The sequence below is a fragment of the Rahnella sp. CFA14(1/10) genome (assembly GCF_004195095.1).
GTDB lineage: Bacteria > Pseudomonadota > Gammaproteobacteria > Enterobacterales > Enterobacteriaceae > Rahnella > Rahnella perminowiae.
Map to the genome: position 1 here is coordinate 424,980 of NZ_SEWS01000005.1, position 21,956 is coordinate 446,935.

General features: G+C 50.6%; 21 protein-coding genes. 10 read left to right on the forward strand and 11 right to left on the reverse strand.

From position 1 onward, the window contains the following. Positions 1-40: 40 nt before the first annotated feature. Positions 41-649 (reverse strand): HD family hydrolase, encoded by a 609-nt coding sequence (locus EVX52_RS12875; protein WP_129952988.1) that lies wholly within the window; start codon positions 647-649, stop codon positions 41-43. Between the two features lie 371 nt (positions 650-1,020). Here EVX52_RS12875 and EVX52_RS12880 point away from each other — a divergent pair, with 371 nt between their 5' ends. Then, positions 1,021-1,671, forward strand: a complete 651-nt coding sequence (locus EVX52_RS12880; RefSeq protein ID WP_129952987.1) for a hemolysin III family protein — start codon at positions 1,021-1,023, stop codon at positions 1,669-1,671. A gap of 71 nt (positions 1,672-1,742) precedes the next feature. On the opposite strand, the gene EVX52_RS12885 is transcribed toward EVX52_RS12880, so the two are convergent. After that, entirely contained in the window at positions 1,743-3,032 is a 1,290-nt protein-coding gene (locus tag EVX52_RS12885) for a lysine N(6)-hydroxylase/L-ornithine N(5)-oxygenase family protein (RefSeq protein ID WP_129952986.1), read from the reverse strand. Between the two features lie 155 nt (positions 3,033-3,187). Here EVX52_RS12885 and EVX52_RS12890 point away from each other — a divergent pair, with 155 nt between their 5' ends. Beyond that, a complete protein-coding gene (locus tag EVX52_RS12890; RefSeq protein WP_129991426.1) occupies positions 3,188-4,069 on the forward strand; it encodes a PhzF family phenazine biosynthesis protein in 882 nt (293 codons plus the stop codon). On the opposite strand, the gene EVX52_RS12895 is transcribed toward EVX52_RS12890, so the two are convergent. Beyond that, entirely contained in the window at positions 4,070-4,939 is an 870-nt protein-coding gene (locus EVX52_RS12895) for a LysR family transcriptional regulator (RefSeq protein WP_129952984.1), read from the reverse strand. A gap of 195 nt (positions 4,940-5,134) precedes the next feature. On the opposite strand from EVX52_RS12895, the gene EVX52_RS12900 reads away from it, so the two are divergent. The 3 genes from EVX52_RS12900 to EVX52_RS12910 are packed head-to-tail and all read left to right on the forward strand — an operon-like array spanning position 5,135 to position 8,862. Next, positions 5,135-6,337 carry a M20 family metallopeptidase gene (locus tag EVX52_RS12900; protein WP_129991427.1) on the forward strand — a complete coding sequence of 401 codons (1,203 nt, stop codon included), beginning with the start codon at positions 5,135-5,137 and terminating at the stop codon, positions 6,335-6,337. A 42-nt stretch (positions 6,338-6,379) separates the two neighbouring features. Beyond that, positions 6,380-7,174 (forward strand): transporter substrate-binding domain-containing protein, encoded by a 795-nt coding sequence (locus tag EVX52_RS12905; protein WP_129991428.1) that lies wholly within the window; start codon positions 6,380-6,382, stop codon positions 7,172-7,174. A 2-nt stretch (positions 7,175-7,176) separates the two neighbouring features. Then, the gene (locus EVX52_RS12910; RefSeq protein ID WP_129991429.1) at positions 7,177-8,862 is read left to right on the forward strand and encodes a M28 family peptidase; all 1,686 of its coding nucleotides are present in this window, start codon (positions 7,177-7,179) and stop codon (positions 8,860-8,862) included. Here the strand turns inward: EVX52_RS12910 and EVX52_RS12915 are convergent. Beyond that, complete coding sequence (locus EVX52_RS12915; protein WP_129952980.1) at positions 8,846-9,400, reverse strand: helix-turn-helix domain-containing protein; 555 nt, start codon at positions 9,398-9,400, stop codon at positions 8,846-8,848. The two genes, EVX52_RS12910 and EVX52_RS12915, sit on opposite strands and share 17 nt — an antisense overlap. An 85-nt stretch (positions 9,401-9,485) precedes the next feature. Here EVX52_RS12915 and EVX52_RS12920 point away from each other — a divergent pair, with 85 nt between their 5' ends. From EVX52_RS12920 to EVX52_RS12930, 3 genes are all read left to right on the forward strand, one after another. Next, a complete protein-coding gene (locus EVX52_RS12920) occupies positions 9,486-10,007 on the forward strand; it encodes a GNAT family N-acetyltransferase (RefSeq protein ID WP_129952979.1) in 522 nt (173 codons plus the stop codon). Positions 10,008-10,103: 96 nt separating this feature from the next. After that, on the forward strand, positions 10,104-11,201 hold the full coding sequence (gene ada / locus EVX52_RS12925) for a bifunctional DNA-binding transcriptional regulator/O6-methylguanine-DNA methyltransferase Ada (protein WP_129991430.1): 1,098 nt from the start codon (positions 10,104-10,106) through the stop codon (positions 11,199-11,201). Between the two features lie 52 nt (positions 11,202-11,253). After that, a complete protein-coding gene (locus tag EVX52_RS12930) occupies positions 11,254-11,787 on the forward strand; it encodes a GNAT family N-acetyltransferase (RefSeq protein ID WP_129991431.1) in 534 nt (177 codons plus the stop codon). 52 nt (positions 11,788-11,839) lie between these two features. Here EVX52_RS12930 and EVX52_RS12935 read toward each other — a convergent pair whose 3' ends face one another. The 7 genes from EVX52_RS12935 to gatZ all read right to left on the reverse strand — a co-directional run bounded on the left by EVX52_RS12935 (position 11,840) and on the right by gatZ (position 18,119). Then, entirely contained in the window at positions 11,840-12,544 is a 705-nt protein-coding gene (locus tag EVX52_RS12935) for a GNAT family N-acetyltransferase (RefSeq protein ID WP_129952976.1), read from the reverse strand. Between the two features lie 121 nt (positions 12,545-12,665). Further along, entirely contained in the window at positions 12,666-13,520 is an 855-nt protein-coding gene (locus EVX52_RS12940; RefSeq protein WP_129991432.1) for a tagatose bisphosphate family class II aldolase, read from the reverse strand. Between the two features lies 1 nt (position 13,521). Continuing rightward, positions 13,522-14,574 carry a galactitol-1-phosphate 5-dehydrogenase gene (gene gatD, locus EVX52_RS12945; protein ID WP_129991433.1) on the reverse strand — a complete coding sequence of 351 codons (1,053 nt, stop codon included), beginning with the start codon at positions 14,572-14,574 and terminating at the stop codon, positions 13,522-13,524. A 43-nt stretch (positions 14,575-14,617) separates the two neighbouring features. Next, the gene (locus EVX52_RS12950; RefSeq protein ID WP_129952973.1) at positions 14,618-15,985 is read right to left on the reverse strand and encodes a galactitol-specific PTS transporter subunit IIC; all 1,368 of its coding nucleotides are present in this window, start codon (positions 15,983-15,985) and stop codon (positions 14,618-14,620) included. 3 nt (positions 15,986-15,988) lie between these two features. Continuing rightward, the gene (gene gatB / locus EVX52_RS12955; protein ID WP_129991434.1) at positions 15,989-16,273 is read right to left on the reverse strand and encodes a PTS galactitol transporter subunit IIB; all 285 of its coding nucleotides are present in this window, start codon (positions 16,271-16,273) and stop codon (positions 15,989-15,991) included. Between the two features lie 75 nt (positions 16,274-16,348). After that, entirely contained in the window at positions 16,349-16,831 is a 483-nt protein-coding gene (gene gatA / locus EVX52_RS12960) for a PTS galactitol transporter subunit IIA (protein ID WP_129991435.1), read from the reverse strand. Further along, positions 16,824-18,119, reverse strand: a complete 1,296-nt coding sequence (gene gatZ, locus EVX52_RS12965) for a tagatose-bisphosphate aldolase subunit GatZ (protein WP_129991436.1) — start codon at positions 18,117-18,119, stop codon at positions 16,824-16,826. Before gatZ ends, gatA begins: the two co-directional genes overlap by 8 nt. Before the next feature lie 279 nt (positions 18,120-18,398). Here gatZ and EVX52_RS12970 point away from each other — a divergent pair, with 279 nt between their 5' ends. After that, positions 18,399-19,181, forward strand: coding sequence for a DeoR/GlpR family DNA-binding transcription regulator (locus EVX52_RS12970; RefSeq protein WP_129952969.1), 783 nt, complete (start codon positions 18,399-18,401; stop codon positions 19,179-19,181). Between the two features lie 1,302 nt (positions 19,182-20,483). Further along, positions 20,484-21,833, forward strand: a complete 1,350-nt coding sequence (locus tag EVX52_RS12975; RefSeq protein WP_129991437.1) for a hypothetical protein — start codon at positions 20,484-20,486, stop codon at positions 21,831-21,833. The last annotated feature ends 123 nt before the right edge of the window (positions 21,834-21,956 follow it).

Sequence of the window (21,956 nt, forward strand, 5' to 3'; positions counted from 1 at the left end):
TGATCTTGCGCCTTCCCCTCTCACGAGGGGAAGGTTTTTATTATTTCAGCCAGCCCTGTTGATGAGCATTATCCAGATGACTGCGGATATGCAGCCACAGTTCAGGATGGATATCGGCGATAAAGGCATTGCGGGCTAACACCTGCTCCAGACGGATATTATTTTCCACCCAGCTCTGACCCTGATTATTCAGGTTCATGACCATCGGCATCACACGGTCGATCACCAGCGCAAAGCGTGCTTCCGGCGTTTCACCCGCTTCGTATTCATCCCACAAATCCAGGAACTGGCGGTCGAGCGGCGCGGGCAAAAGGCCGAACAGACGTTTCGCTGCGATGATTTCCTGATCCTGAACTGCCGCGCGGGCAGCGAGATCGTAAACCAGCACGTCACCGGCATCAATTTCCACGATGTCATGGATCAACGCCATGCGGATGACTTTATTAATATCAATACCTGCCGGCGCAAAAGGTGCCAGAGACATCGCTGCCACGGCGAAATGCCAGCTATGTTCCGCGGAATTTTCCTGACGCTCAGTGCCTAAAACTTTTGTGCGGCGTTGCACGCTTTTCAGCTTGTCGATTTCCATCAGGAACTGAAAAACTTCAGTCATGGCACCGAAATCCAGCGGGGAAGTTGCTACAGACATAGTCAAACCTTAGTCATATTGACAGCATTGTTAATGGCGTTATCAGAGATTTCCGGTACACCTTAGTCCCTTGATGACAAAAAATCATGTTTTTGGGTGCGGTCAGCATCGTTCTTTTCTGAATGCCATGAGGAGAAATTATAAGCAAAGTGAATGAATTGAAGGGATTCCAGACGGTGTCACTCTGAAATGATGATCCTGATAAGGGACTGTAACATCGGGAAATACTCGTTTTAAGCTTACAGGTGTACACTGGAATAATTCTCAGCTACTCTGTCTGCGGTATGATTTATAATCAGCCGTTATAAGCAACCGGATTTGAAGCGCTTTTATATTCTTTTAACGTATTTTGCCTGGAGGGTTCTCAACGTATGGGTAAGTTGTCTCCATCACCACAGGGATATCCGTGGGCTGAAGAGATTGCCAACAGCCTCAGTCACGGTGTGGGTCTGATTTTCGGGATTGTCGGATTGGTGCTGTTGCTGGTTCAGGCAGTAGGCGATAACGCCAGCGCCATGGCGATCACCAGCTACAGTTTGTACGGCGGCAGCATGATTCTGCTGTATCTGGCCTCCACGCTGTATCATGCGATACCGCATCAGAAAGCCAAATACTGGCTGAAAAAACTTGATCACTGCGCGATTTATTTACTGATCGCCGGTACCTACACGCCGTTCCTGCTGGTCGGGCTCAATTCTCCTCTGGCGAAAGGATTAATGGCGGTGATCTGGGGGCTGGCGCTGTTCGGCGTGATTTTTAAACTGGCGTTTGCGCACCGTTTTGAGGTGCTTTCCCTGGTCACGTATCTGACAATGGGCTGGCTGTCACTGATTGTGATTTATCAGCTGGCGACCAAACTTTCCCCTGGCGGTGTGATATTGCTGGCGCTGGGTGGCTTGATATACACGCTGGGCGTTATTTTTTACGCTTCAAAACGTTATCGGTTCGGTCACGCCATCTGGCACGGATTCGTGCTTGGCGGCAGTGCCTGCCACTTTTTAGCCATCTATTTTTACGTCTGACGTGTTTTCAGTCACGAAGGCGCTTTAAGAAAAGGAAACGCGGAGCCTGATGCTCCGCTTTTTTGTGCTCGCTATTTATGGGGCGTATCTGACCACCACTGGACCAGCGAGGGCACCGGCCGCAGATCGTAATGTGCCTCGCCCAGCAAATGATTAAGGATTTTTGCCGAGCGCCACGCGGTCAGCGTCAGTTGCCCTTCGGCACTGCCGTGGCTGTGGATCCCGGCATTCACTGCGTAAATGCGGTTCTGCTCCGGACCATCCCAGCGCAGATTGAAATTCGGCTGCAGCGGCAAATGTTGCTCGCGGTCATAAGGAATACGTGCCAGCAGCGGTTCAAGATAATCCGGTAAACCGGGGCGGTACCCGGTCGCCAGGATCACCATATCGGCACTGAAATGTTCCTCGCATTTTTCCAGCCCGTGCTTTGCCTGCAAACTGAAATCGCCAGCCGCATTACGCACGATATGATCCAATGCGCGGTGGGGCAACAAACGCACGTTACGCGGCTGATGCAGCACGTCGAAACGGTGGTAAAGCTGCTTATAGATGTCTTCCAGCGTGTGATAACTGATGCCGTCAGAAGGCAGTTTTTGCGTTTCTATTTCCTGCTCGCGCACCTCTTCCGGCAGCGTATAAAAGTAGTTCACATACTCTGGGGTAAAATATTCATTGGTGAAAATTGATTCATCCAGTGGCTGAAAATTAGGGCGCCGGGATATCCAGCTCAGTTCGGTGAATTCGCCCCAGTGGCCGCTCAGTGCGTTAAGAACGATGTCGGCACCGCTCTGTCCGCCGCCGACTACTACCACCCGTTTACCGGTGAAATCAGGCTCACGCAGTTCTATTTCTGCAGCATGAAAACAGTTATCCCCCAGTGCTGCCCGTGCCGGTTTAGGGATCCACGGTGCATGACCGGTGCCGAGGCAAATATTGCGCGCGCGGTGCTTGCCTTTTTCACTCTGCACGATAAATTCCTGCCGCTTATCGTCGAAATCAATCCGCTCAACCGGTTCGGAAAAATGCAAACCCGTAATGCGGTCGCACGCCCAGCGCAGATAATCGGAAAACTCATCGCGGCTGATGATCAGCTGTTCCGTGGCCAGAAAACGGTAAATTTTCTTCTGCTCAACCAGATAATTAATAAACGAGAATTCGCTGCGCGGCGCAACGGTAGTGACCAGATCCTGCAGGACGTAGGTCTGCATGGTCGCCGTGGGTAATAACATACCGGGATGCCAGCTGAATTCCGGGTTAGCGTCGAAGAAAGCAGCGTTGAGTTTTTCCGTGTCTTTTGCCATGGCGGCGAGACTGAGATTAAAGGGACCGATACCAATACCAACCAAATCCTTCACGGGCATCTTTCTATTCCTTATGTTTTTAGGATACTTTGGAAACAATGTTATTAAGCATAGGTCAGCCGACAGCGACTGGCCTTTTTCCCGATAGCTTATTGAAATATTGCTCTATGCATTCACTTTGCCTTTTCTTACTCAACGATTAAAAAGGATTTGCTATGACCCGCTTGCGTCGTTTTAAACAAGTTGATGTGTTCACCGCTGAGCCGCTCAAAGGCAATGCACTGGCCGTGATACTCGATTCGGAAGGGCTGACGGATGCCGAAATGTTTGCCATGGCCCGCTGGACCAATCTTGCGGAAACGGCGTTTGTGATCAAACCGACATCACCCGAAGCGGATTACCGCGTGCGGATTTTCACTACTGACAAAGAGCTGCCGTTCGCCGGACATCCGACGCTGGGTACGGCATATGCGCTGTTGCAAAGCGGGCTGAAGCCTAAAAATTCTGGTTATCTGGTGCAGGAATGCGGTGTCGGGTTGGTGCAGGTAAAACAGCTGGCAGAAGGCGGTCAGGCATTTTCCGCTCCGCCTGCACAACTGAAACCGCTGGAGACTGAACATCATGCGTTGCTGGAAACCGCGCTGCGCGGCGGCAACATTCAGGCTGACGTCATGCCGGTATCGGTCGATATGGGCATCATCTGGCTGGTCGTGCGAATGGAAAGTGCGCAGGACTGTCTGAATATCACGGCCGATGCCGCCGCGGTCAGTCAACTGCAAACACAGCTGGGGATTAACGGTATCGCAGTCTATGGTTTACACGATAAAAACGGCCCTGCGGATTATGAAGTGCGGGCGATTATCGACGAAAACGGTGTGCTGAAAGAAGATCCGGTCACCGGCAGCGCCAATGCCTGTCTGGCGCGGGTGCTGAAAGCGGCGAATTTCCCGGATGGTGCGCATATGGCACAAACCTACCGCGTGCGTCAGGGAACGAAGCTCCAGCGCGATGGCCGCGTGACCGTCACCTTTGTGGATGGCGAACCGTGGATCGGCGGCGATAGCTGTACGCTGATCGACGGCACGTTAGATCTCTGATCAGCGGGGCATCAGCCCGTGTTGCGCCGTTTGTAACAGATGTATAAACGCCTGCATGTACGGTGTGGCATGCAGGTTATGGCGGTGCAGCAACCAGGTGCGGTTTTTTACCGTCGCGCCGTCCACTGTGATCGGGCGGCGGTAAAAATGCTCCGGCAGCGGTAAATAAGGAGCGACAATCGCGTAACCCAGTCCGTGTTCCACCATCGCCATGCACACTTCCAGTTTGTCGACTTCCATTGTGACAGTCGGTGCATGCGAAAAGTTGGCATTCCACCAGCGTTCAATCAGTTGCGTCACGTGCGCACCGTGGTGAATTTTTATCTGCGGCATGTGCGGCAACAGGGCGAAATCAAAATCCTGACTGTTGACCAGCACGTAATCATCTTCTTCAATCAGATGCTTGCTTTCCTTCCAGTTAAAATCGTCCTTCACCAGCGCGATATCAATTTCCCCGCGCAACAGCTTCTGAATGATCTCCTCGCTAAAACCGCTCATCAGATTCACACGGATCCCCGGATGTGTCTGCCGGAACTGGCTGAGCAATGGCGGAAGACGGTACGCCGCGTAGTTGCTCGACACGCCCAGTGAAATCTCTCCCTGCTGCTCCTGATCCAGACTGTGCAGATTGAGTTTCAGTTGCTGTAAATCATTGAGCACGGTGACGGCGTGTTGCGCGAGATATTCGCCCTGTGCGCTGAAGGTCAGCCCTTTTTGTCCTTCTTCAAACAGACGGATCGCCAGCTTGCGTTCAATCTGGCGTAAACGGTAACTGAGCGCGGGTTGTGAGGTATAAAGCTGTTCCGCCGCACGGGTGATATTTTTATGCTGATATACCGCCCGCAATATCAGCCAGTCTTTCTCGTTCATCGTTTTTCCGCCACCCGTAAAATCCTTCCTCCATAAAATATTTTTTGCGTAAAAAGCGCAACAGATAAAAAGGCTCAATTTGACCGGAAACAGTAAAAGCCCTATTTCTGTTGGTGTAGCGGCGCATCATCGTCGCACCAAGTTGCATTCACCCGAAAATAATTTTTGGTCTTGCACCATCGCAGGGAATAAAACATGTCTGGTTGCACTACATCGGTTCATCACGCCAAAGAACAGAAAGCTGAGATTATCGCAGCTGTGGATTCTCTCGCAGCACAGGCCAGTGCGCTGGCGCTGAGCATTCATGCCAACCCTGAACTCAGCTTTGAGGAAGCCGAATCGGCAGCGGCACTGATTGCGCCACTGCGGGCGGCAGGATTTGAGATTGAGGTTCAGTTGGGCGGCTTGCCGACGGCATTCCGCGCGACGTTTGACAGCGGCAAGCCGGGCCCTGTGATCGCGTTGCTGGCGGAATACGATGCGCTGAAGGAACTGGGGCACGCCTGCGGACATAACCTGATTGGCACGGCGTCCGTGACGGCCGCGCTGGCGCTGAAACAACAATCGCATCTGCTGACCGGCAAGCTGGAAGTGATCGGTACACCGGCAGAGGAAGAGGGCGGCGGGAAAATTATTCTCAGCGAGAAAGGCATTTTCGACCATGTCGATGCGGTGATGATGTTCCATCCGCGCGATAAAACCATGGTGGTACGCGGCGGGCTGGCATGTGTGGATGCGGTATTTAAATTCTATGGCAAAGCGGCGCATGCGGCATCAGCTCCCCAGAACGGGATCAGCGCGCTCGATGCGGTGATCCACACCTTCAACGGCATTAATGCCCTGCGTCAGTTTTTCACCGACGATGTGCGCGTGCACGGCATTATTTCCGACGGCGGCAGTGCGACCAATATTGTTCCGGCTTATGCGGAAGCGAAATTCCTGATGCGCGCCGAAACGGTCAGGGGTCTCAGTACCGTCAAACAAAAAGTGTTTGATGCGGCACGGGGGGCGGCGCTGATGGCCGGTGCGCGGCTGGAAATTGAAGAAGGGCTGACCTACGCCGAGCGCAATAACAACCTGACGCTGGCGGAATACTTTAAACAAAATCTGGACATCCTCGGCGTAGAAGTGGTTCCGCCGCCGCTCAGTGGCGGGATCGGTTCTTCTGATATCGGCAACGTCAGCCAGGTAACGGCGGCGATCCACCCGTATATCCGTATTGGTGATGTGCTGCCACATACACCGGAATTTGCCGAAGCTGCCGGTTCCGAAGCCGGCCTGCAGGCTATGTTGCAGGCGGCAAAAGCGCTGGCGATGACGACAGTTGATCTGTGTCAGGACGGCGCAAAACTTCAGGCCGTACGGGAAGAGTTTTTAAACTGGAAGTCCCGTTTTTAAGTTCACAATCAAAATAATAACCTTGGGTATGAGGACAGGATAATGATGAAAAAAATACAAGTGGCTGCCCTTATGGCAATGATCTTGGGCAGCGCACTGGCGCATGCCGAAGACGAAACGCTGCGTGTTGGCGCTGATTTAAGTTATCCACCGTTCCAGTTCCGTGATGCTGCGGGGACGCCGACCGGCTTTGAAATTGATGTCACCAACGCCATCTGCAAAGAGATGAAAGTCAAATGTGACTATGTGGTCAGCAGCTTTGACGCGGAAATCCCTTCGCTGATTGCCAAAAAAGTGGATTTCATTTCGCCGCAGGGGGCGACCGAAAAACGCCGCAAAGTGATCGACTTCAGCGATTTTGTGTACCACATCCCGACCAGGCTGGTGGTGCAAAAAGGCAGCCCGCTGTTGCCGACACCGGAATCGTTGCAGGGTAAGCGTATCGCGGTTCAGCAGGGTTCGATTCAGGAAATGTATGCCAATACTTTCTGGCAGCCGAAAGGAGTGGATGTGGTGGCGTATGCCGATCAGGACACCATTTATCAGGATCTGGTGGCCGGACGCCTGGACGGTGCGCTCAGCCCGGCGGTGGCGGTGACTTTTGGCTTCCTCAACAAACCGGAAGGCAGGAATTTTACCCTGACCGGCCCGGAAGTGCGTGACGATAAACTGTTCAGCATCGGTTCGTCGTACGGCCTGCGTAAAGGCGATGATCACATCAAAAAACTGCTCAATGACGGCCTGGCAAAAATCATGGCTGACGGTACCTGGGAAAAGATTAAGACCCATTACTTCGGTCCGCTGGACATATCGGTTCATCAGGAAAAGGTTAAATAATCATGGGATTGCGCCAGCCGGTTCGTGAATTTTTATTACCCCTGATGGATGGGCTGCTGCGTGAATTTTCCACGTTGCACCGGCTTTCCGGCTGCGATGATGCGGAGCGGGCGGCGCAGCACATGGTGTCTGTGTTGCAGGAGCAAGGTCTGGATGCGCGGCTGTTGCATTGCCCGCTGTATCTCAGCGATCCGCTGGCCGGAAGGTTGCGTCTGCCTGAGTTTCCGCAATGGCAGTGCAATGCCAAAACCCGTTCATTCTCGGCGCATTGCCCGCAGGGCGTGGAGGGGCTCGGCTATTACGATGCCGGTGCCTGTAAATCACGTACAGATCATGAATGGCAACGTTGGGCGCAGGAGGTAAAAGGCAAAATCGTGATTGCCGGCCAGGGTTTTGAAGATTATGTACAACGCCTGTGTGCCGCAGGTGCCGCCGGACTTATTCATATTTGGGGCTCGGCTGAAACAGCGTTGCATGAAGAAACTGTCGGACCGGTCTGGGGAACGCCGGAACCGGATGATTTTCTGCGTTATCCGCGCCTGCCGGTGATTTCCGTTAATCACCAGGACGGTCAGCATTTGTTAAAGAAGTTACAGCAACATCCGCTGATGAGGCTGGAAATCGCCACGGAACTGAATTTTCACGTCGCCGGATGCAGCATGCCGGTGGTGGATATTCCCGGCAGTACGCCGGAATTCGTACTCCTCTCTTCACATTACGATTCCTGGCATGAGGGGGTTACGGACAACGCGACCGGTAATGCGCTTTGTCTGGGGATGGCCATCCATTTTCATCAGCAGCCGCAAAGGTTGCTGCGCGGGTTGCGGATTATCTGGTGGCCCGGGCATTCTAACGCCCGCTATGGAGGCTCCACCTGGTATGCCGATAACTACCGCCAGTCACTGAAACAGCATTGTGTGGCGCACATTAACGTCGATTCACCGGGGTGTCAGGATGCGGTGAATATTGTGCTCAATGCCAGCGGTGCGGAATCACAGACCTTTTTAAATGCGGCGGTGGAAGCCGTGACCGGCGACCCGGCGCAGTGCATTATCCCTCCGGGCAAAGGCGGCGATCAGTCATTCTGGGGCTGTGGTGTGCCGCTGCATTTTGCCTTTCGCGAAATCCCGCTTGAAAAAACCAGTCAGTCGCCAGGCAGTGGCGGTGGCTGGTGGTGGCACACACAAGACGACACTTACGATAAAGTGGATCTGAATATTCTGTGGCGCGATACACAAATCCACGCGCACTGGCTGGAAGGTCTGCTGACACAGACCGCGCTACCGCTGGATCCGCTGACGTATCTGAACGGTTTACAGCAATCACTGGCAGAACTGGCCGCCAGCGTTTCACCGGAATTTGATCTCTCCGCCGTGGCTGAAAAATTACAGCAATTACAGCCTGTTTTGAGTGAACTGACCACCAACTGGCAGACGGAGCCGCAGATCTGGCAGCCTCAGATGAAGCAGGCTCTTGCCGGTTTGCATCGTCTGCGTTACAGCTCCGTAGACGATTTCCATTACGACCTGAGTTATCGCGGCGGTGCCTTCCCCGGTTTTCAGGAACTGGCTGCACGGCGGGAAGATACCTCGCCGGAAATGTGGCTGATGATGACGACGCGTTTTCGCCGTCAGCACGACCGTGCGCTGGCGCTGCTGGAAAATGTGGAAGCTATTTGTCGCTCATGACCAGCAGATACCGGCAAGGCTCAGCGCCGGGATTACTGAATGTGATGGGCAAATCCACGCCAAACGTCAGTGCATCACCCGCCGATAAGGCATATTTTTCAGCACCATAATCTATGGTCAGCGTCCCTTCCACCAGCCATAAACGTTGTTTATAGGCCTGATGATTCCAGCCAGGATAACTGATGCGGGCGGCGGCGGGCAGCGTGATTTCAACCAGTTCCGGGCCGCCGTTTTCCTGATGTGCGGTTACCTGACGTCGCAGATAACCGATATCCGGATCCTGCCAGATTTCCTGTTGCGCCAGCGGACGCAAGGGGGCGGGCTGTTCGTTATCTTCTGAAAGTAGCTGCGCCAGCGAAACGCCCAGACTGGCCGCGAGGCGGCCTAACAGACTGGCACTCGGGCTGCTGTCCTGCCGTTCAATTTTCGAAATCATTGCTTTACTGACGCCCGAACTGCCGGAGAGTTGTTCGAGACTTAAACCCTGCGCTTTTCGCAAAGCCTGCAGGCGTGTGGCGATCAATTGGTCGATTGACATAAGGTCAGTTCCGTTGTTTACTTTTGTGGAATTAATTCTACTATAGTGGAATTTACCGCATAACGGAAGCCAACGGGAATGACTGATGAAAATGATTACCTGCACTGAACGCCAGCATGCTGTGGCAATTTTGGATATTTTTAATGAGGCGATCCTGACATCCACGGCGCTTTATGATTATAAACCGCGCCACATCGACAGTATGACAGCCTGGTTTGCGACTAAACTGACCCATAATTTTCCGGTGATCGGACTGCAGGACGAACAGGGTGCGTTGCTGGGTTTTGCCAGTTACGGCACGTTCCGCGCCTGGCCTGCGTATAAATATTCGGTCGAACATTCGATTTATATTCATAAAGATCACCGTGGCAAAGGATTGGGCAAAATCCTGCTGAACGCGCTGGTTGATGTCGCGCGGGAGAGGGGCGTACACACCCTGATTGGTGCCATTGATGCGGCTAACAGTGGCAGCATTGCCCTGCACGAAAAAAATGGATTCAGTCATGCCGGCACGATTAAACAGGCGGCTTTCAAATTTGATCGCTGGCTGGATCTGGCCTTTTATCAGATGATCCTCGAGACGCCCTTAAAACCGGTTGCAGGCTGAATGCTTGGTGCAGAATGAGAAAGCAAGAGCCGGAGGGTACGGGTGTTAACGGCGGCTTATGCTGACCGTTATCCAGTCGGTAATGTGAGGCAGAAAATGTCAGATAAAACAGGCGTTGTTAAAAATAAGACAGGGGAAAACTCCACCCGTGTGCAGAGCCAGGATCCGCGCTGGCAGGCAGTAGTCAGTTGTGATGCAAAGGCTGATGGCAGATTTGTTTATGCAGTCAAAACCACGGGGATTTACTGTGCACCTTCGTGCCCGTCCCGCCAGCCGAATCCGGAAAATATTCTTTATTTTGATGATGCCGAAGCCGCAGAACAGGCAGGATTTCGTCCCTGCAAGCGCTGCCGTCAGGGGCTGATTTCACTGGCGCAGCTTCATGCTCAGCGCGTGGCTCAGGCCTGCCGGTTGCTGGAACAATCAGCCGACATGCTGACGTTGAATCAGTTGGCTGCCGGGGTGGGCATCAGCGCCTATCATTTTCATCGCCTGTTTAAAGCGCAAACCGGCCTGACGCCTAAAGAATACCAACAGGCGCAGCGGGCACGACGCGTACGCGAAAACCTGACACATTCCGCGACGGTCACCGAGGCGATCCATGCGGCGGGCTATCCTTCCGATGGCCGGTTTTATGAAACCTCTGCAGCGACGCTGGGCATGACGCCACAAAATTTCCGATCGGGTGGTCGCGATGTCCGCGTCTGGTTTGCCATCGGCAAATCTTCTCTGGGCGATATACTGGTCGCCGAAAGTCAGCGGGGGATTTGCGCTATTTTGCTGGGGGATGATCCTGAGAAGCTGATTAACGAACTGCAAAACAGTTTTCCACAGGCAGAATTATTGGGTGGCGATCCGGATTTCGAGCGGCGAATTGCCTCGGTCATCGGCTTTGTGGAAGCGCCACATATCGGTCTGGATTTGCCGCTGGATATTCGCGGTACGGCTTTCCAGCAGCGTGTCTGGCAGGCACTCCGTGATATCCCGCCGGGAAGCACCGCCAGTTATGCCGAAATTGCCCATAAAATCGGTTCGCCGAAATCAGTCCGCGCGGTGGCCGGAGCCTGTGCCGCGAACCTGCTGGCAGTTGCTATCCCCTGCCATCGGGTGGTGAAAACCGGCGGCAATATTTCTGGTTATCGCTGGGGCGTGGAACGAAAACGAAGTTTGCTGGCGCGGGAAGAGAAGGGCTGACTATACTGAGCAGACTTAATGATTTCGTGGATTTTTTATAATGAGGGATGCCGTGCCAGCCTGCACTTTACGGATTGCTGAACCCAAAGATATCGACGCGCTTGCCCAATTACATGTTGCCATCTGGCGTGATACTTATCGTGAACTTGCTCCTGCGGAGGCCTTTGCGGCGCTTGATGTCCCGCGCCGTCAGGCTTTCTGGCAGGATAAATTTGCACATCCCGTAGCCGGTCAGGGTATTTTCATTGCAGAAACTGATGGCGTTTTCGCCGGATTTTGTCTGGCGTCGGCTTCCTCAAACCCGGAATTTGGCAACATGGCTGAAATCAAATTCCTGTATGTTTCCCCGCTGTTCAAACGTCAGGGAATCGGCAAGCGGTTAATCGCTGAGGCTGCAAGACATCTGGCCGGTGAGGGTTTCCGGGGCGCAGGGCTTGGTGTGGTGGAAGGTAACGAACCCGCCATCCTCTTTTACCGTGCCCTGGGAGGCAGGGAGGCCGGGCGCTATACCGATGCCGGGCCTCTCTGGCGCTCACCGAATATAATTTATGCGTGGCCTGATATCAGCGTGCTGACTGCACTGTAAATCCCCTTCGCGGCGAAATACTGCCTGCGTCAGTGAATAACGCAGGCGATCTTCACTGACGCAGTGCTTCCAGCCGCTGCTTTTGCTGACCTTCGGCAGTGAAATTCTCTGCACTTAACCAGCGTTCAAACGCGGTTTTTGAGGCTGGCCATTCAGAGTCGAGAACGGAATACCAGCAGGTGTCACGGTTATGCCCTTTATTGACGATGGCCTGACGGAACATCCCTTCATATTGAAACCCGAAACGCTGCGCGGCCAGTTTTGACGGCTCATTCAGGCTGTGGCATTTCCATTCGCAGCGGCGATATTTCAGCGTATCGAACAGATAACGTTGCAGCAGGTAAATCGCTTCAGTGCCAAAACGTGTTCGTTTCATCAGCGGAGACCAATTCACCCAGCCAATTTCGGCCACGCCATTCACGGCATCAATACGCATCAGGGAAACGCTGCCGACTGCGCGTTGTGTCTGTATATCGACAACTGCGAAAAACAGCGGATCCTCACTTCTGGCCTGTTGGGAAATGAACAGATCGCAATCAGCCTGGGTCGCAGGGCGATCGACGGAGAGATACGTCCAGTCGCGGTTATCATCAATGCTGTGCCAGGCCTTAAACAGATCCTGACTATGGCGTTCAGTATTCAGAGGTTCCAGGCGGCACCAGTGACCATCAAGCTGAACATGAGAAGGTCGTTCGCGGGGTTGCCAGTCGGGAAGGGCATCACCAATGGGTTGGCCAAAGTGGTTAAGGGTGGTCATAGCAGTTTCCATTTTACTATCAATGAACTTCCATAAAATCAGAATGGAATGGTGGCTGCAACCGGCGCTTTAATAAAAATCTGTAAAGCGGGTGTTTGACCCGCTTAGTAATAAAGGCCCGTTATAAGCACCCGGCACTGCCACAGATCCTGATTTTTTCCTCAACCACTTTTTGCATCGCCAGTTTGCCGGGCACGATGTATTTGCGGGGATCATTCGCATCCGGATGTCGTGCAAAATACTCTTTTACCGCACCGGCAAAGGCTATTTTCAGCTCGGTGGCAACATTGACTTTGCAAATGCCCAGTTCAATCGCCTGGCGTATCATGTTTTCAGGAATACCGGACGCACCATGAAGCACCAGCGGAATATCGACCTGCTGGCGGATTTGCCCAAGGCGGCTGAAATCCAGCTTCGGTTCCCCCTGATACAGGCCATGCGCAGAGCCAATGGCAACGGCCAGTGAATCAATGCGTGTGGATTCAACAAAGTGCTTAGCCACAACGGGATCGGTGAAAATACCGTCACCTTCCTCTACCACCAGATCATCTTCTTGTCCGCCAAGTCGGCCGAGTTCTGCTTCGACACTGGCATCAAAGGCATGACACAGCCGGACAGTTTCACGCACATGTTGGATGTTTTGTGCCAGCGGAAAATGCGATGCATCGATCATTACGGAGCGGATCCCGGCCCGGACTTTGCTCCCGATATCGGCCGGATCCTCATGGTGGTCCAGATGCAACGCCAGTGGAATGCGATACTTTCGCGCAGCCTCATGGCATATCGAGATCAGGTAATCAGTGCCAGCATAACTCAATGTCCCCGGTGTTCCGGCAAGGATCACCGGGGAACTCATGGCTGCCGCCGTTTCTGCAACAACTTGTACCGTCTCGAGATTATGTACGTTAAAAGCAGGAACGGCATAACACCCGCGCTGAGCCGCGAGCAGCATTTCTCTGTTAGAAATCAGATACATTTTATCGGCCTCCTGTCATATCCAGCAGAATCTTTCCTGTCATCGGCTTGCCAGCCAGCGCGGTGACCTCCCGGATAAACTCTTGCGGACGGGCAACACTGGCGATCAGGGGTTCAAGGCTGAGTTTATTCTCAGTAAAAAGCTGAATGGCCTGCCGCCACTCACTGCCCGGCCATGGAGAGGAATAATTCATCCAGCTGCCGAGTAAAGTCAGCTCTTTGCGCAGGATATGGCCGAAAGTGGCGACGTCTAACGTCAGGTCTTTGTGTAAGGTGCCGACCAGCGCGATTTGCGCTTTGGGGCCGGCAATATTGAGAGACAGAGCCACGGTTTGTGCCGTACCTGCCGTTTCAACAATCAGCTGATTAAAGCGCCTTTCGTGAGTTTGCTGGCGGATGTCATCAGCATTGCACGTTGCGCTGTTATAAACGTGGCTTGCGCCTGTTTCCTCTGCCAGGGCAAGGCGCTGCGGATTGATGTCGATGGCTGTCACCGATTTCGCGCCCAGCGCGCTGGCGGCCTGAATGACTAATTGCCCGATGGTGCCCGCGCCAATCACTATTACCTCTTTACCCTGACAACCTCCTGCCAGTTTCAGTGCATGCAAACCAACGGTGAGCGGTTCCAGAAAAGCACCTTGCAGGAGGGAAAAATTTTCCGGCAATTTGAATAAATTTTTCCGCGAAACCACAATGAATTCAGCATGGCCGCCACTGCGTCGGGAGCCGATGAACTGATAGTGCTTACACTGGGAATACGCTGTTTGACGGCATTCTTCGCACTGAAAACAGGGTAATAAAGGTACGCAGGCCACGGCATCCCCCTCGTGTAAATCGGTCACATCTTCTCCGGTGCTGATGACGTGGCCACTAAATTCGTGGCCCAATGTGATGGGGTAAAAATGTGAGCTGCTGGCGAAAATACGCGGAATATCGGACCCGCACAGCCCGGAGTAGGCAATGCGAACCAGAACTTCATCGGGAGCACTCAGCGTGGGAGCAGGTTGCTCTTCAACAGTTAGTCTGCTGTCAGCATGTACAACGACAGATTTCATAGTCAGATTCCTTAGGCGGGGAATACCCCCGCCGGGATGAAAGTTAAGAGTTAGCCAGTGCAGCGGCTGCCCGTTTTTCTGTTTGTGTGAATTGACGGGCGCGACGCCATGTCAGGAATACGCCGATAGCGTAAATAACGCCGATGATAGTCAGCCCTGCGATGTTTTTAAGTGTGCAAAGTTGGATGAGTAAATACGTGATCGGCGAGCCACCCTGATCGAGTGAAGCCACTCTTCCGCCAGCCGTGAGTGCACCTGCATTCGCGGCCAACTGGGTGTGCAAATCAATGGTCTGTGTGGCTATCCACAGCGTGATACTCATGATGATGCAGCCCGAAATCAGCGTGCGGAACAGGTTGCCCTGATGCACGGCAACCGCGATGGCAACGAAGAAACCGATAGTGGCGAGGTCACCAAACGGCAAGACCTGATTTCCGGGGACAAGCACAGCGATAAGAATTGTCAGAGGGATAAAAATCAGGCTGGCGGAAACCACGGCGGTATGACCCAGTAATAACGCCGGATCCAGACCAATCAGGAACTCCTGTCCGCCAAAGCGGGCCTGCAGACGCGTACGGGCATGACGGGCGATAGGCGTTAAACCGTCCATTATCGGTTTGATAACCCGTGGCATCAGAAGCATGACTGCAGCGGTTTTAACGGCCAGCTGCAATATGCCTTTGACGTCGTACCCGGCGAGATAACCAATAATCAGCCCCATCACTAAACCGACGGTGACCGGTTCACCAAACGGACCGAAACGCTTTTGCACGTCATCAGCACTGAAGTGAATTTTGTTCAGCCCCGGGATCTTCTCAATGACGGTATCAACCAGGACTGCGATCGGCCCGAGATAGGCTGAGGAACCATGTGGGATAGCAATGCCTTCCAGATTAAAGAAATCACGCGTGTCCTTTGCAAACCAGTCGCCCAGCTTGTAGATGAATGCGGCATGTAAAATCACCCCCATGATCCCCAGCCAGTAAGAGCCTGTAGCAAGGTGCAACATGGCGCCTGTGAATGTCATGTGCCAGATATTCCAGATGTCCACATTGACGACACGGGTCATACGCGTCAGCAACATCACAATGTTCACACCGATTGCAATCGGAATAGCAACCAGCGCAATTTGTGATGCCCAGGTCATTGGCGACGAGCCTGGCCAGCCAATATCGACGACCTGCAGGTTAATTTCGAAATGCTCTGCCATGGCTTTTGCCGCAGGCCCGATGGAATCGAGCATCAGGCCGATGACCAGACCGATTCCGACAAAACCAATACCAATGTGAATGGCAGATTTAAATGAATCCCCAAGTTTCATCCCTAATATCAGCGAGAAAACGATGATCACCCCAGGCAGCATGACTGTCGGGCCGAGATCGAGGATGTAGCGCATGATGTCGGTAAACATGACTTACTCCTGTAACAGGGTCAGTATTTGCTGGCGCAATGTATCCATGCCCACGCCGGAGATAAACGGCATGCCATGTACAACCGGAATACTGCCAAATGTCCGGTCCACTTTGGCGGTGGTACAAATCAGATGAGCACCGTCCATATAGGTTTCGATTTCTGTTACCCGGCACTGCACCAGATCCACATGTATGCCATGTGCCTCACACAATTCTTTGATTTCCTCCGCTGCCAGCGTAGAGGTGGCAACAGCTCCGCCACAGGCGACTATAATTTTTCGCTTCACGGTAAGGCTCCTTAACAAATTGTTTTAAATGTTATTTTTGTAGGTAAGACATCGGGGTTATTGCTTATGGTATTTTCAGGTACACACAGCGGATCGCTTCTCAGGAGCAGGCAGAAAAATGTGCTGTTCAAAAAGCGCGGCTAATTGTTCTTCCGGAACTGTCAGTAGACGTTCAAAAAAAACAGGTTCCTGTAACTGGCTGAATAACTGACGCAATAGCTTCAGCTGTTCGGACGGATGAGTGACAATCAGGGCAATGATGAGTCTGGCGGGAATCGTTCCTTCGTCATCAGCCTGAAAAAATTCCACTGTGGTATCTGGCCTGATCAGATAAATGGCCGGGCTGCGGGCATGAATGGCTTCGCAATGCGGAATGGCGACAGCATGATGTTCAAGCTGGATGCCGGTTGGATATTCAGCCTCGCGATGTATCAGCGCCTGCGGATACGTCGTTTCCACCACGCCCTCCTGCACCATACGTTCACCGATATGTGCGAGTGCCTCGTGATAATCCGCAAAACTGATACCGGTTTTGACGAAGATTGCGCAGTTATGCATGGCAGACTCCTTCACATACTGTCTGCGACGGCGTGCAACCGAAGTGATACGCGCGCAGAACGTCCTGAATTTTATCGATGATAAGTTCATGCGGATCGCTGGTAAGTGCACCGGTCATCACCCGTTCAAACTGAGCAGGCAGGTATTGGCTCAGCAGACCAAGCGGGATATCTACTGAACGCAGGTTAGCCATTAAAACGTCCATCGCCCGGTTGATACGGACATGAGGCCAGTAGTAGCGAATACGATCGGATAAGCTGAAATGCAGATCGATAAGTGACAGGCTGAATGTCGGGTTGTAATACTTTTTCCAGTAACCGGGCTCATCCAGCATGACGCCATCAATAACCGTCAGGATCTGGCTGCGGCACTCTGGCGCAATAAATACCTGTTCAATGTTGGCCAGGGAAAAAACGGCTTCCCGCAAAGCGAAAGTCAGTGCAGGACCCACTTTCAGGATAGCGAAGTGATCTTTCACCAGACTGCGGTAAGAATCGCGGGTCTGGTAATCGGTAGAATGGGCTTCATAAACCAGAGGTGTGGCAGCAATATAAGCTGACAGCTCCTGGGCAAGATCGGGCTGATAATGAATCACGCGGCTGTGATCGAATTCAACGCCGGGCTGGACCACGATGGCAATGATCCGATCCAGGGCATCATTCAGCCCGAGTTCGCGAAATGCCTGATGGTGCATTTCCAGAGTCGCTTTTGCATCTCTGGTTTCGGTGATATGAACATGCTGGATCGCCGATGACTCACCGCCTGGGACGGGGACTTCAGTGCCAATGACATAGGTCAGCAATGCTTTCTGCTGTGGCGTTGCCACTTCTTCAGCGACCTGACATAAACGCGCTGCACGCTGAGCTACGACGAAAGGATCCAAAGGAACAGGATCGTCTGCACAGGACATGGACGCATCCAGATGAATTTTGCTGAATCCGGCTTCGACATAGCGCGCAATAAGGTCTTGTGCTTTTGCCATCGCTGTTTCAGCGTTTTCATGCTGCCAGCAGTTTGGCCCCAGATGATCGCCCCCTAAAATCAGACGCGGTAACGGGAATCCAATTCTCTCGGCAATGGCGAGAACGAAATCTCGGAAATCAATGGGTTGCATGCCTGTATAGCCGCCAAACTGATTGACCTGGTTGGACGTTGCCTCGATCAGCACTTTGCGGTCAGTGTGCAAATCTTCCCGTAATGCAGCTTCAATCACCAGCGGATGCGCAGAGCATACTGAGCAGATGCCGATCCTTTCGCCTGTCTTGTGTTTAGCAATAATGTCTTTCATTTTAGGCCTCCGTTTGTTTCCGAAGAGGATCATACCTTTCCGAAAGGCAAACAATAGCGTTTTGCAGATTTCGTGATGATGATCGGAATAATTCGTAAGTTTATTTCATTCGATTGCTTTCGTTTATGAAGGCATCTCGTGAAACGAAAAGATAAAATCGCCGTGCGCAGCGTCAACCTGTCGGGAGTTGCTGTGATTCACATCGTGCGGAATTTTTACTCCTCATTCAGGTGCCTTTTGTTTACACTGGGAGGTATATGACCTTTCGGATTACCCATAATGAATACTTATGAACGTCGCAATAGAATCATTGATTTAGTGAATGAGAATGGCAGTGTTCTGGTTGCTGAGCTTTCGAGTGCTTTCGAAGTTTCAGAGGTTACGATTCGTTCTGACCTGAGTTTGCTGGAACAAAAAGGTGCGCTCAGTCGTTTTCATGGCGGTGCGGCAAAGCGGACTGCCAGAGAAACGGCAGGTCACGACAAACCGCTGGATGAAATGGTTCTGGAAGAGCGTTACCTTCACGCCAGCGATCCGAAAAAACGCATCGCTCAGACTGCCGCAGGGTTGGTTAAGTCGGGTGACACCGTGATCCTCGACAGCGGCAGCACCACCATGCTGCTGGCTGAAGAGTTGGTGAAAGCGGGTGATATCACTGTCATTACTAATAACTTACCTGCTGCCTTTGTGTTATCCGAAAACCCGGATATCACGCTGGTTGTCTGCGGGGGAACACTGCGTCACAAAACGCGCTCACTGCATGGCAACATTACGGAATATGCATTGCAGGGTATCGTCGCAAACCTCATGTTTGTCGGCGCTGATGGCCTGGATGCGGCAACAGGGATCACCACATTTAATGAAGGCTATAGCATCAGCGGTATCATGGCCGATGCTGCTCAGCGGGTCGTGGTGGTCACAGATTCCACCAAATTTGGACGACGCGGCTATAACCTGGTGCTCCCTATGGAAAAAATCGACACCATCATTACTGACACCGGTATCAGCGATGATGTGCAACGGGCGCTTAAACAAACCTCTACAGAGATTATTGTCGTCTGATTTTTAGCCGCTTCCGCCATCAACCGTGCAGACTTTACGACTGCTGACGAATCAATAAAACAGGCAGATCTGAGGGTTGCGCAGATGTGCGGGGAAAAACATAGGCGTTTCAGTAACAGCTATTCATAAGTGGAAGCTGTATCCAAAAACTGCCGCAGAGAAAGGTTCCTGCGACAGCGGGGGAGTGAAGGCGACTGAACGTTGAGAAGCAATAATAAAGCCGCAAATCCTTTCGGGGTGCGGCTTTATTTGCGTTAACGGGCTTATCTGGTGATAACGGGCTTCGGGAAGTTAAGATAAATAGTTGGCTTTTTTCAAATAATAAAAAAGCGTAGTGGTGTATGCCTGAATATAAATCGATTCCGAAAATAAGGTGCGTAAACCTGAGACTTTTATTAATTATAATTGTTGGAGTTCCCAGGCTTTACGGATGAGCTGTAGGTCAGGTTTGAAGCGTGACATATGCCGTATACCGATGACAGGAACATCTGATAGTTTGAAACGAGCCATAAAACTAAACGTAGCGTAGTAGCTACTTTGATTTACATATTGAGGTTTACCCCCCTTCCCAAAATGATCGCTCATTAACCTTGCTGCTGAATGTGAATTCATTCCGTTACTATAAGCAATAATCAGTTCGGGCTGGCATAAGGGTAACGTAACTTCTTCAAAGAACCGCATTGATTTCTCGATAAGATTATTAAGGCTCCCAATCGGACTGCTGAGCGCTGCTTTTTTAACAGAGTTTGCATCCTTTGTTATTATTGACTGTTTTGTAGGTTTTCCCTTTCAAATAAGCAGCGGTTATTTTATGTATGCAAAAACAGGCCTTAAAATCAGCGCATCAGGCTGTAATGCCGCTTTCGAATAAGGCGGCATTTTTTACTAATGCAGTGCAAAACCGTCCTTCCAGACAGCCTTTTCTCTGGCTAGCCTGTCCTTCTGAGCTCTGCATGCATAGGGTGCATGGTTTTGCATGCAATCCGGCGTGCTAAAAATGGCTCTAACCCCTTGCTACACGGGCTTTCAGAGGCTTTACTTCATGCATTAAAACCAGTGAGCTAAGTCAGCAGCGGGCAGGCGGGGAGAATTGCGCGCGCAGAGGTGAAAAGATTTAGTTGTGCTTTGTTGATTGCTGCCACACTCCTTTAATCATGCATATACTTCTAAGTAAGTTAACTCAATTACAGATCTCTGTTAAAAGTCTAGATTACTTACCTTAGATATGAGTAGAGTAAGAAGTAAGCAAAATGTATAGTGTGTTAATTATAATTTAATCAACAACAATCTCAAGGCTAGTATATGAATTTAAGAAATGTTGCTGTGCTCTTTTTTATTCCTCTTTTGTTTTTATTTCAGCTGTATATATATTATTATGACAAGGATTTATTATGGCTAGTTTATAACACACAGTCTTTAAATGGCGCGAGTCTCAGTTGGATTTACAATTCTTGGGGGGTGATTATAGGTGTTCATGGTACTACTGCTGCACTAACGATTACTTTTATGGGAATGATCTTTGAATCTGTTAGTAAAAATTCACCAATTGAGCTAGAGGATTTCTCAAGGCAACAAGTGATTGGTAAATTGAATGTTCTGAATTTTAGTTGTGATTCTTTATTTACATTAATAGTGAGTATTTTTTTCTTCATTATAGGTGGTGGTGTTGCTCATTATATAGTTTCTCAATTTCTTGCTTTGTGGTTTTTTGTTTCTTATTTTAAAGCATATAAAAGAGTATTTGATATATCAAAAAATAAAAACTACATATTTGATTATGTAGAAAATGAAAGTTCATTGTTTTGCAAATCATTTGCTAAAAAAGAAAGTAATTATGAGAGAATAAATTCAGATTTGAATGAAATAATTAAAGGTGATAAAGGAGTTTATTTTTCAGGTGGAAGTTATAATCATTCTTTTATAGGTGGGGCTAACATAAGTACTTTGTCAGTTAATTCGTCAGGTGAGTTATGTGATTTTAGAAGGGAAAAACTCATCAAATTGATAAATTTTGTTGGGTGCATTAAAAAAAACAATGATTCTTCAGTCTTTGAGGTCGTAGTACCTCGGCTAACCCTTTTTGGAAATTATGGGGTTGATGGAATTAAGGTTATTTATAGTTCAGAGTTTGAAAATTCTCCTGTTAAGAAAAAAACTGAGCGCTTAGCTTCTAAATTGTTTTTTTCTTCACGGCAAGAGAATGGTGTAGGTGCCTACTTATCACTTGTAAATGGAGTGTGTTCTTATTTGGTGAGTTCAATAAATGTAGGTGACAAAAATAAAATAAATAAATCCGTAGAGTTATTTTCACTTCTGATTGGCAACGAATTCAGTCGATATCCTTTCGATTGTTTGAAAACTATAGCCAACGAGTTTTTAAGGGGTGGTAATGTAAAGCCGTATTCACTAGGACTTGTTTTAAAAAATATTTATATTTTATCAGGCAAGGGTGATTGTGAGGAATTAGCTTTTTCGACGATTATAGATATGGCTTTAGTTAGTTTGAGTAATGAGGGTTTTTATGAGTTTTTAGTCGAAAATGAAAGTAGAATAAATGAAATAATAAGTTATTCCAGTAACAATCAGAAGTATTACGATGTTCTGCTTTATCTCATAAAAGATGCGTGTAATAACCTTAACTTTAGTGTGTGACCTGCCCCCAGGATTAGATACAACCGTCAGTTAGTAATGTCGGTTTGTTTACCTTCACATTTTCCATTTCGCCACCGTGCTGCAAACTCTGATGGCGTCAGATAATTCAGTGCCGAATGTGGA

Bases quoted from the DNA above. Each gene is read 5' to 3' on its own strand.
- EVX52_RS12875 (WP_129952988.1), bottom strand. From the start codon at position 649: ATGTCTGTAGCAACTTCCCCGCTGGATTTCGGTGCCATGACTGAAGTT.
- EVX52_RS12880 (WP_129952987.1), top strand. From the start codon at position 1,021: ATGGGTAAGTTGTCTCCATCACCACAGGGATATCCGTGGGCTGAAGAG.
- EVX52_RS12885 (WP_129952986.1), bottom strand. From the start codon at position 3,032: ATGCCCGTGAAGGATTTGGTTGGTATTGGTATCGGTCCCTTTAATCTC.
- EVX52_RS12890 (WP_129991426.1), top strand. From the start codon at position 3,188: ATGACCCGCTTGCGTCGTTTTAAACAAGTTGATGTGTTCACCGCTGAG.
- EVX52_RS12895 (WP_129952984.1), bottom strand. From the start codon at position 4,939: ATGAACGAGAAAGACTGGCTGATATTGCGGGCGGTATATCAGCATAAA.
- EVX52_RS12900 (WP_129991427.1), top strand. From the start codon at position 5,135: ATGTCTGGTTGCACTACATCGGTTCATCACGCCAAAGAACAGAAAGCT.
- EVX52_RS12905 (WP_129991428.1), top strand. From the start codon at position 6,380: ATGATGAAAAAAATACAAGTGGCTGCCCTTATGGCAATGATCTTGGGC.
- EVX52_RS12910 (WP_129991429.1), top strand. From the start codon at position 7,177: ATGGGATTGCGCCAGCCGGTTCGTGAATTTTTATTACCCCTGATGGAT.
- EVX52_RS12915 (WP_129952980.1), bottom strand. From the start codon at position 9,400: ATGTCAATCGACCAATTGATCGCCACACGCCTGCAGGCTTTGCGAAAA.
- EVX52_RS12920 (WP_129952979.1), top strand. From the start codon at position 9,486: ATGAAAATGATTACCTGCACTGAACGCCAGCATGCTGTGGCAATTTTG.
- ada (WP_129991430.1), top strand. From the start codon at position 10,104: ATGTCAGATAAAACAGGCGTTGTTAAAAATAAGACAGGGGAAAACTCC.
- EVX52_RS12935 (WP_129952976.1), bottom strand. From the start codon at position 12,544: ATGACCACCCTTAACCACTTTGGCCAACCCATTGGTGATGCCCTTCCC.
- EVX52_RS12940 (WP_129991432.1), bottom strand. From the start codon at position 13,520: ATGTATCTGATTTCTAACAGAGAAATGCTGCTCGCGGCTCAGCGCGGG.
- gatD (WP_129991433.1), bottom strand. From the start codon at position 14,574: ATGAAATCTGTCGTTGTACATGCTGACAGCAGACTAACTGTTGAAGAG.
- EVX52_RS12950 (WP_129952973.1), bottom strand. From the start codon at position 15,985: ATGTTTACCGACATCATGCGCTACATCCTCGATCTCGGCCCGACAGTC.
- gatA (WP_129991435.1), bottom strand. From the start codon at position 16,831: ATGCATAACTGCGCAATCTTCGTCAAAACCGGTATCAGTTTTGCGGAT.
- gatZ (WP_129991436.1), bottom strand. From the start codon at position 18,119: ATGAAAGACATTATTGCTAAACACAAGACAGGCGAAAGGATCGGCATC.
- EVX52_RS12970 (WP_129952969.1), top strand. From the start codon at position 18,399: ATGAATACTTATGAACGTCGCAATAGAATCATTGATTTAGTGAATGAG.
- EVX52_RS12975 (WP_129991437.1), top strand. From the start codon at position 20,484: ATGAATTTAAGAAATGTTGCTGTGCTCTTTTTTATTCCTCTTTTGTTT.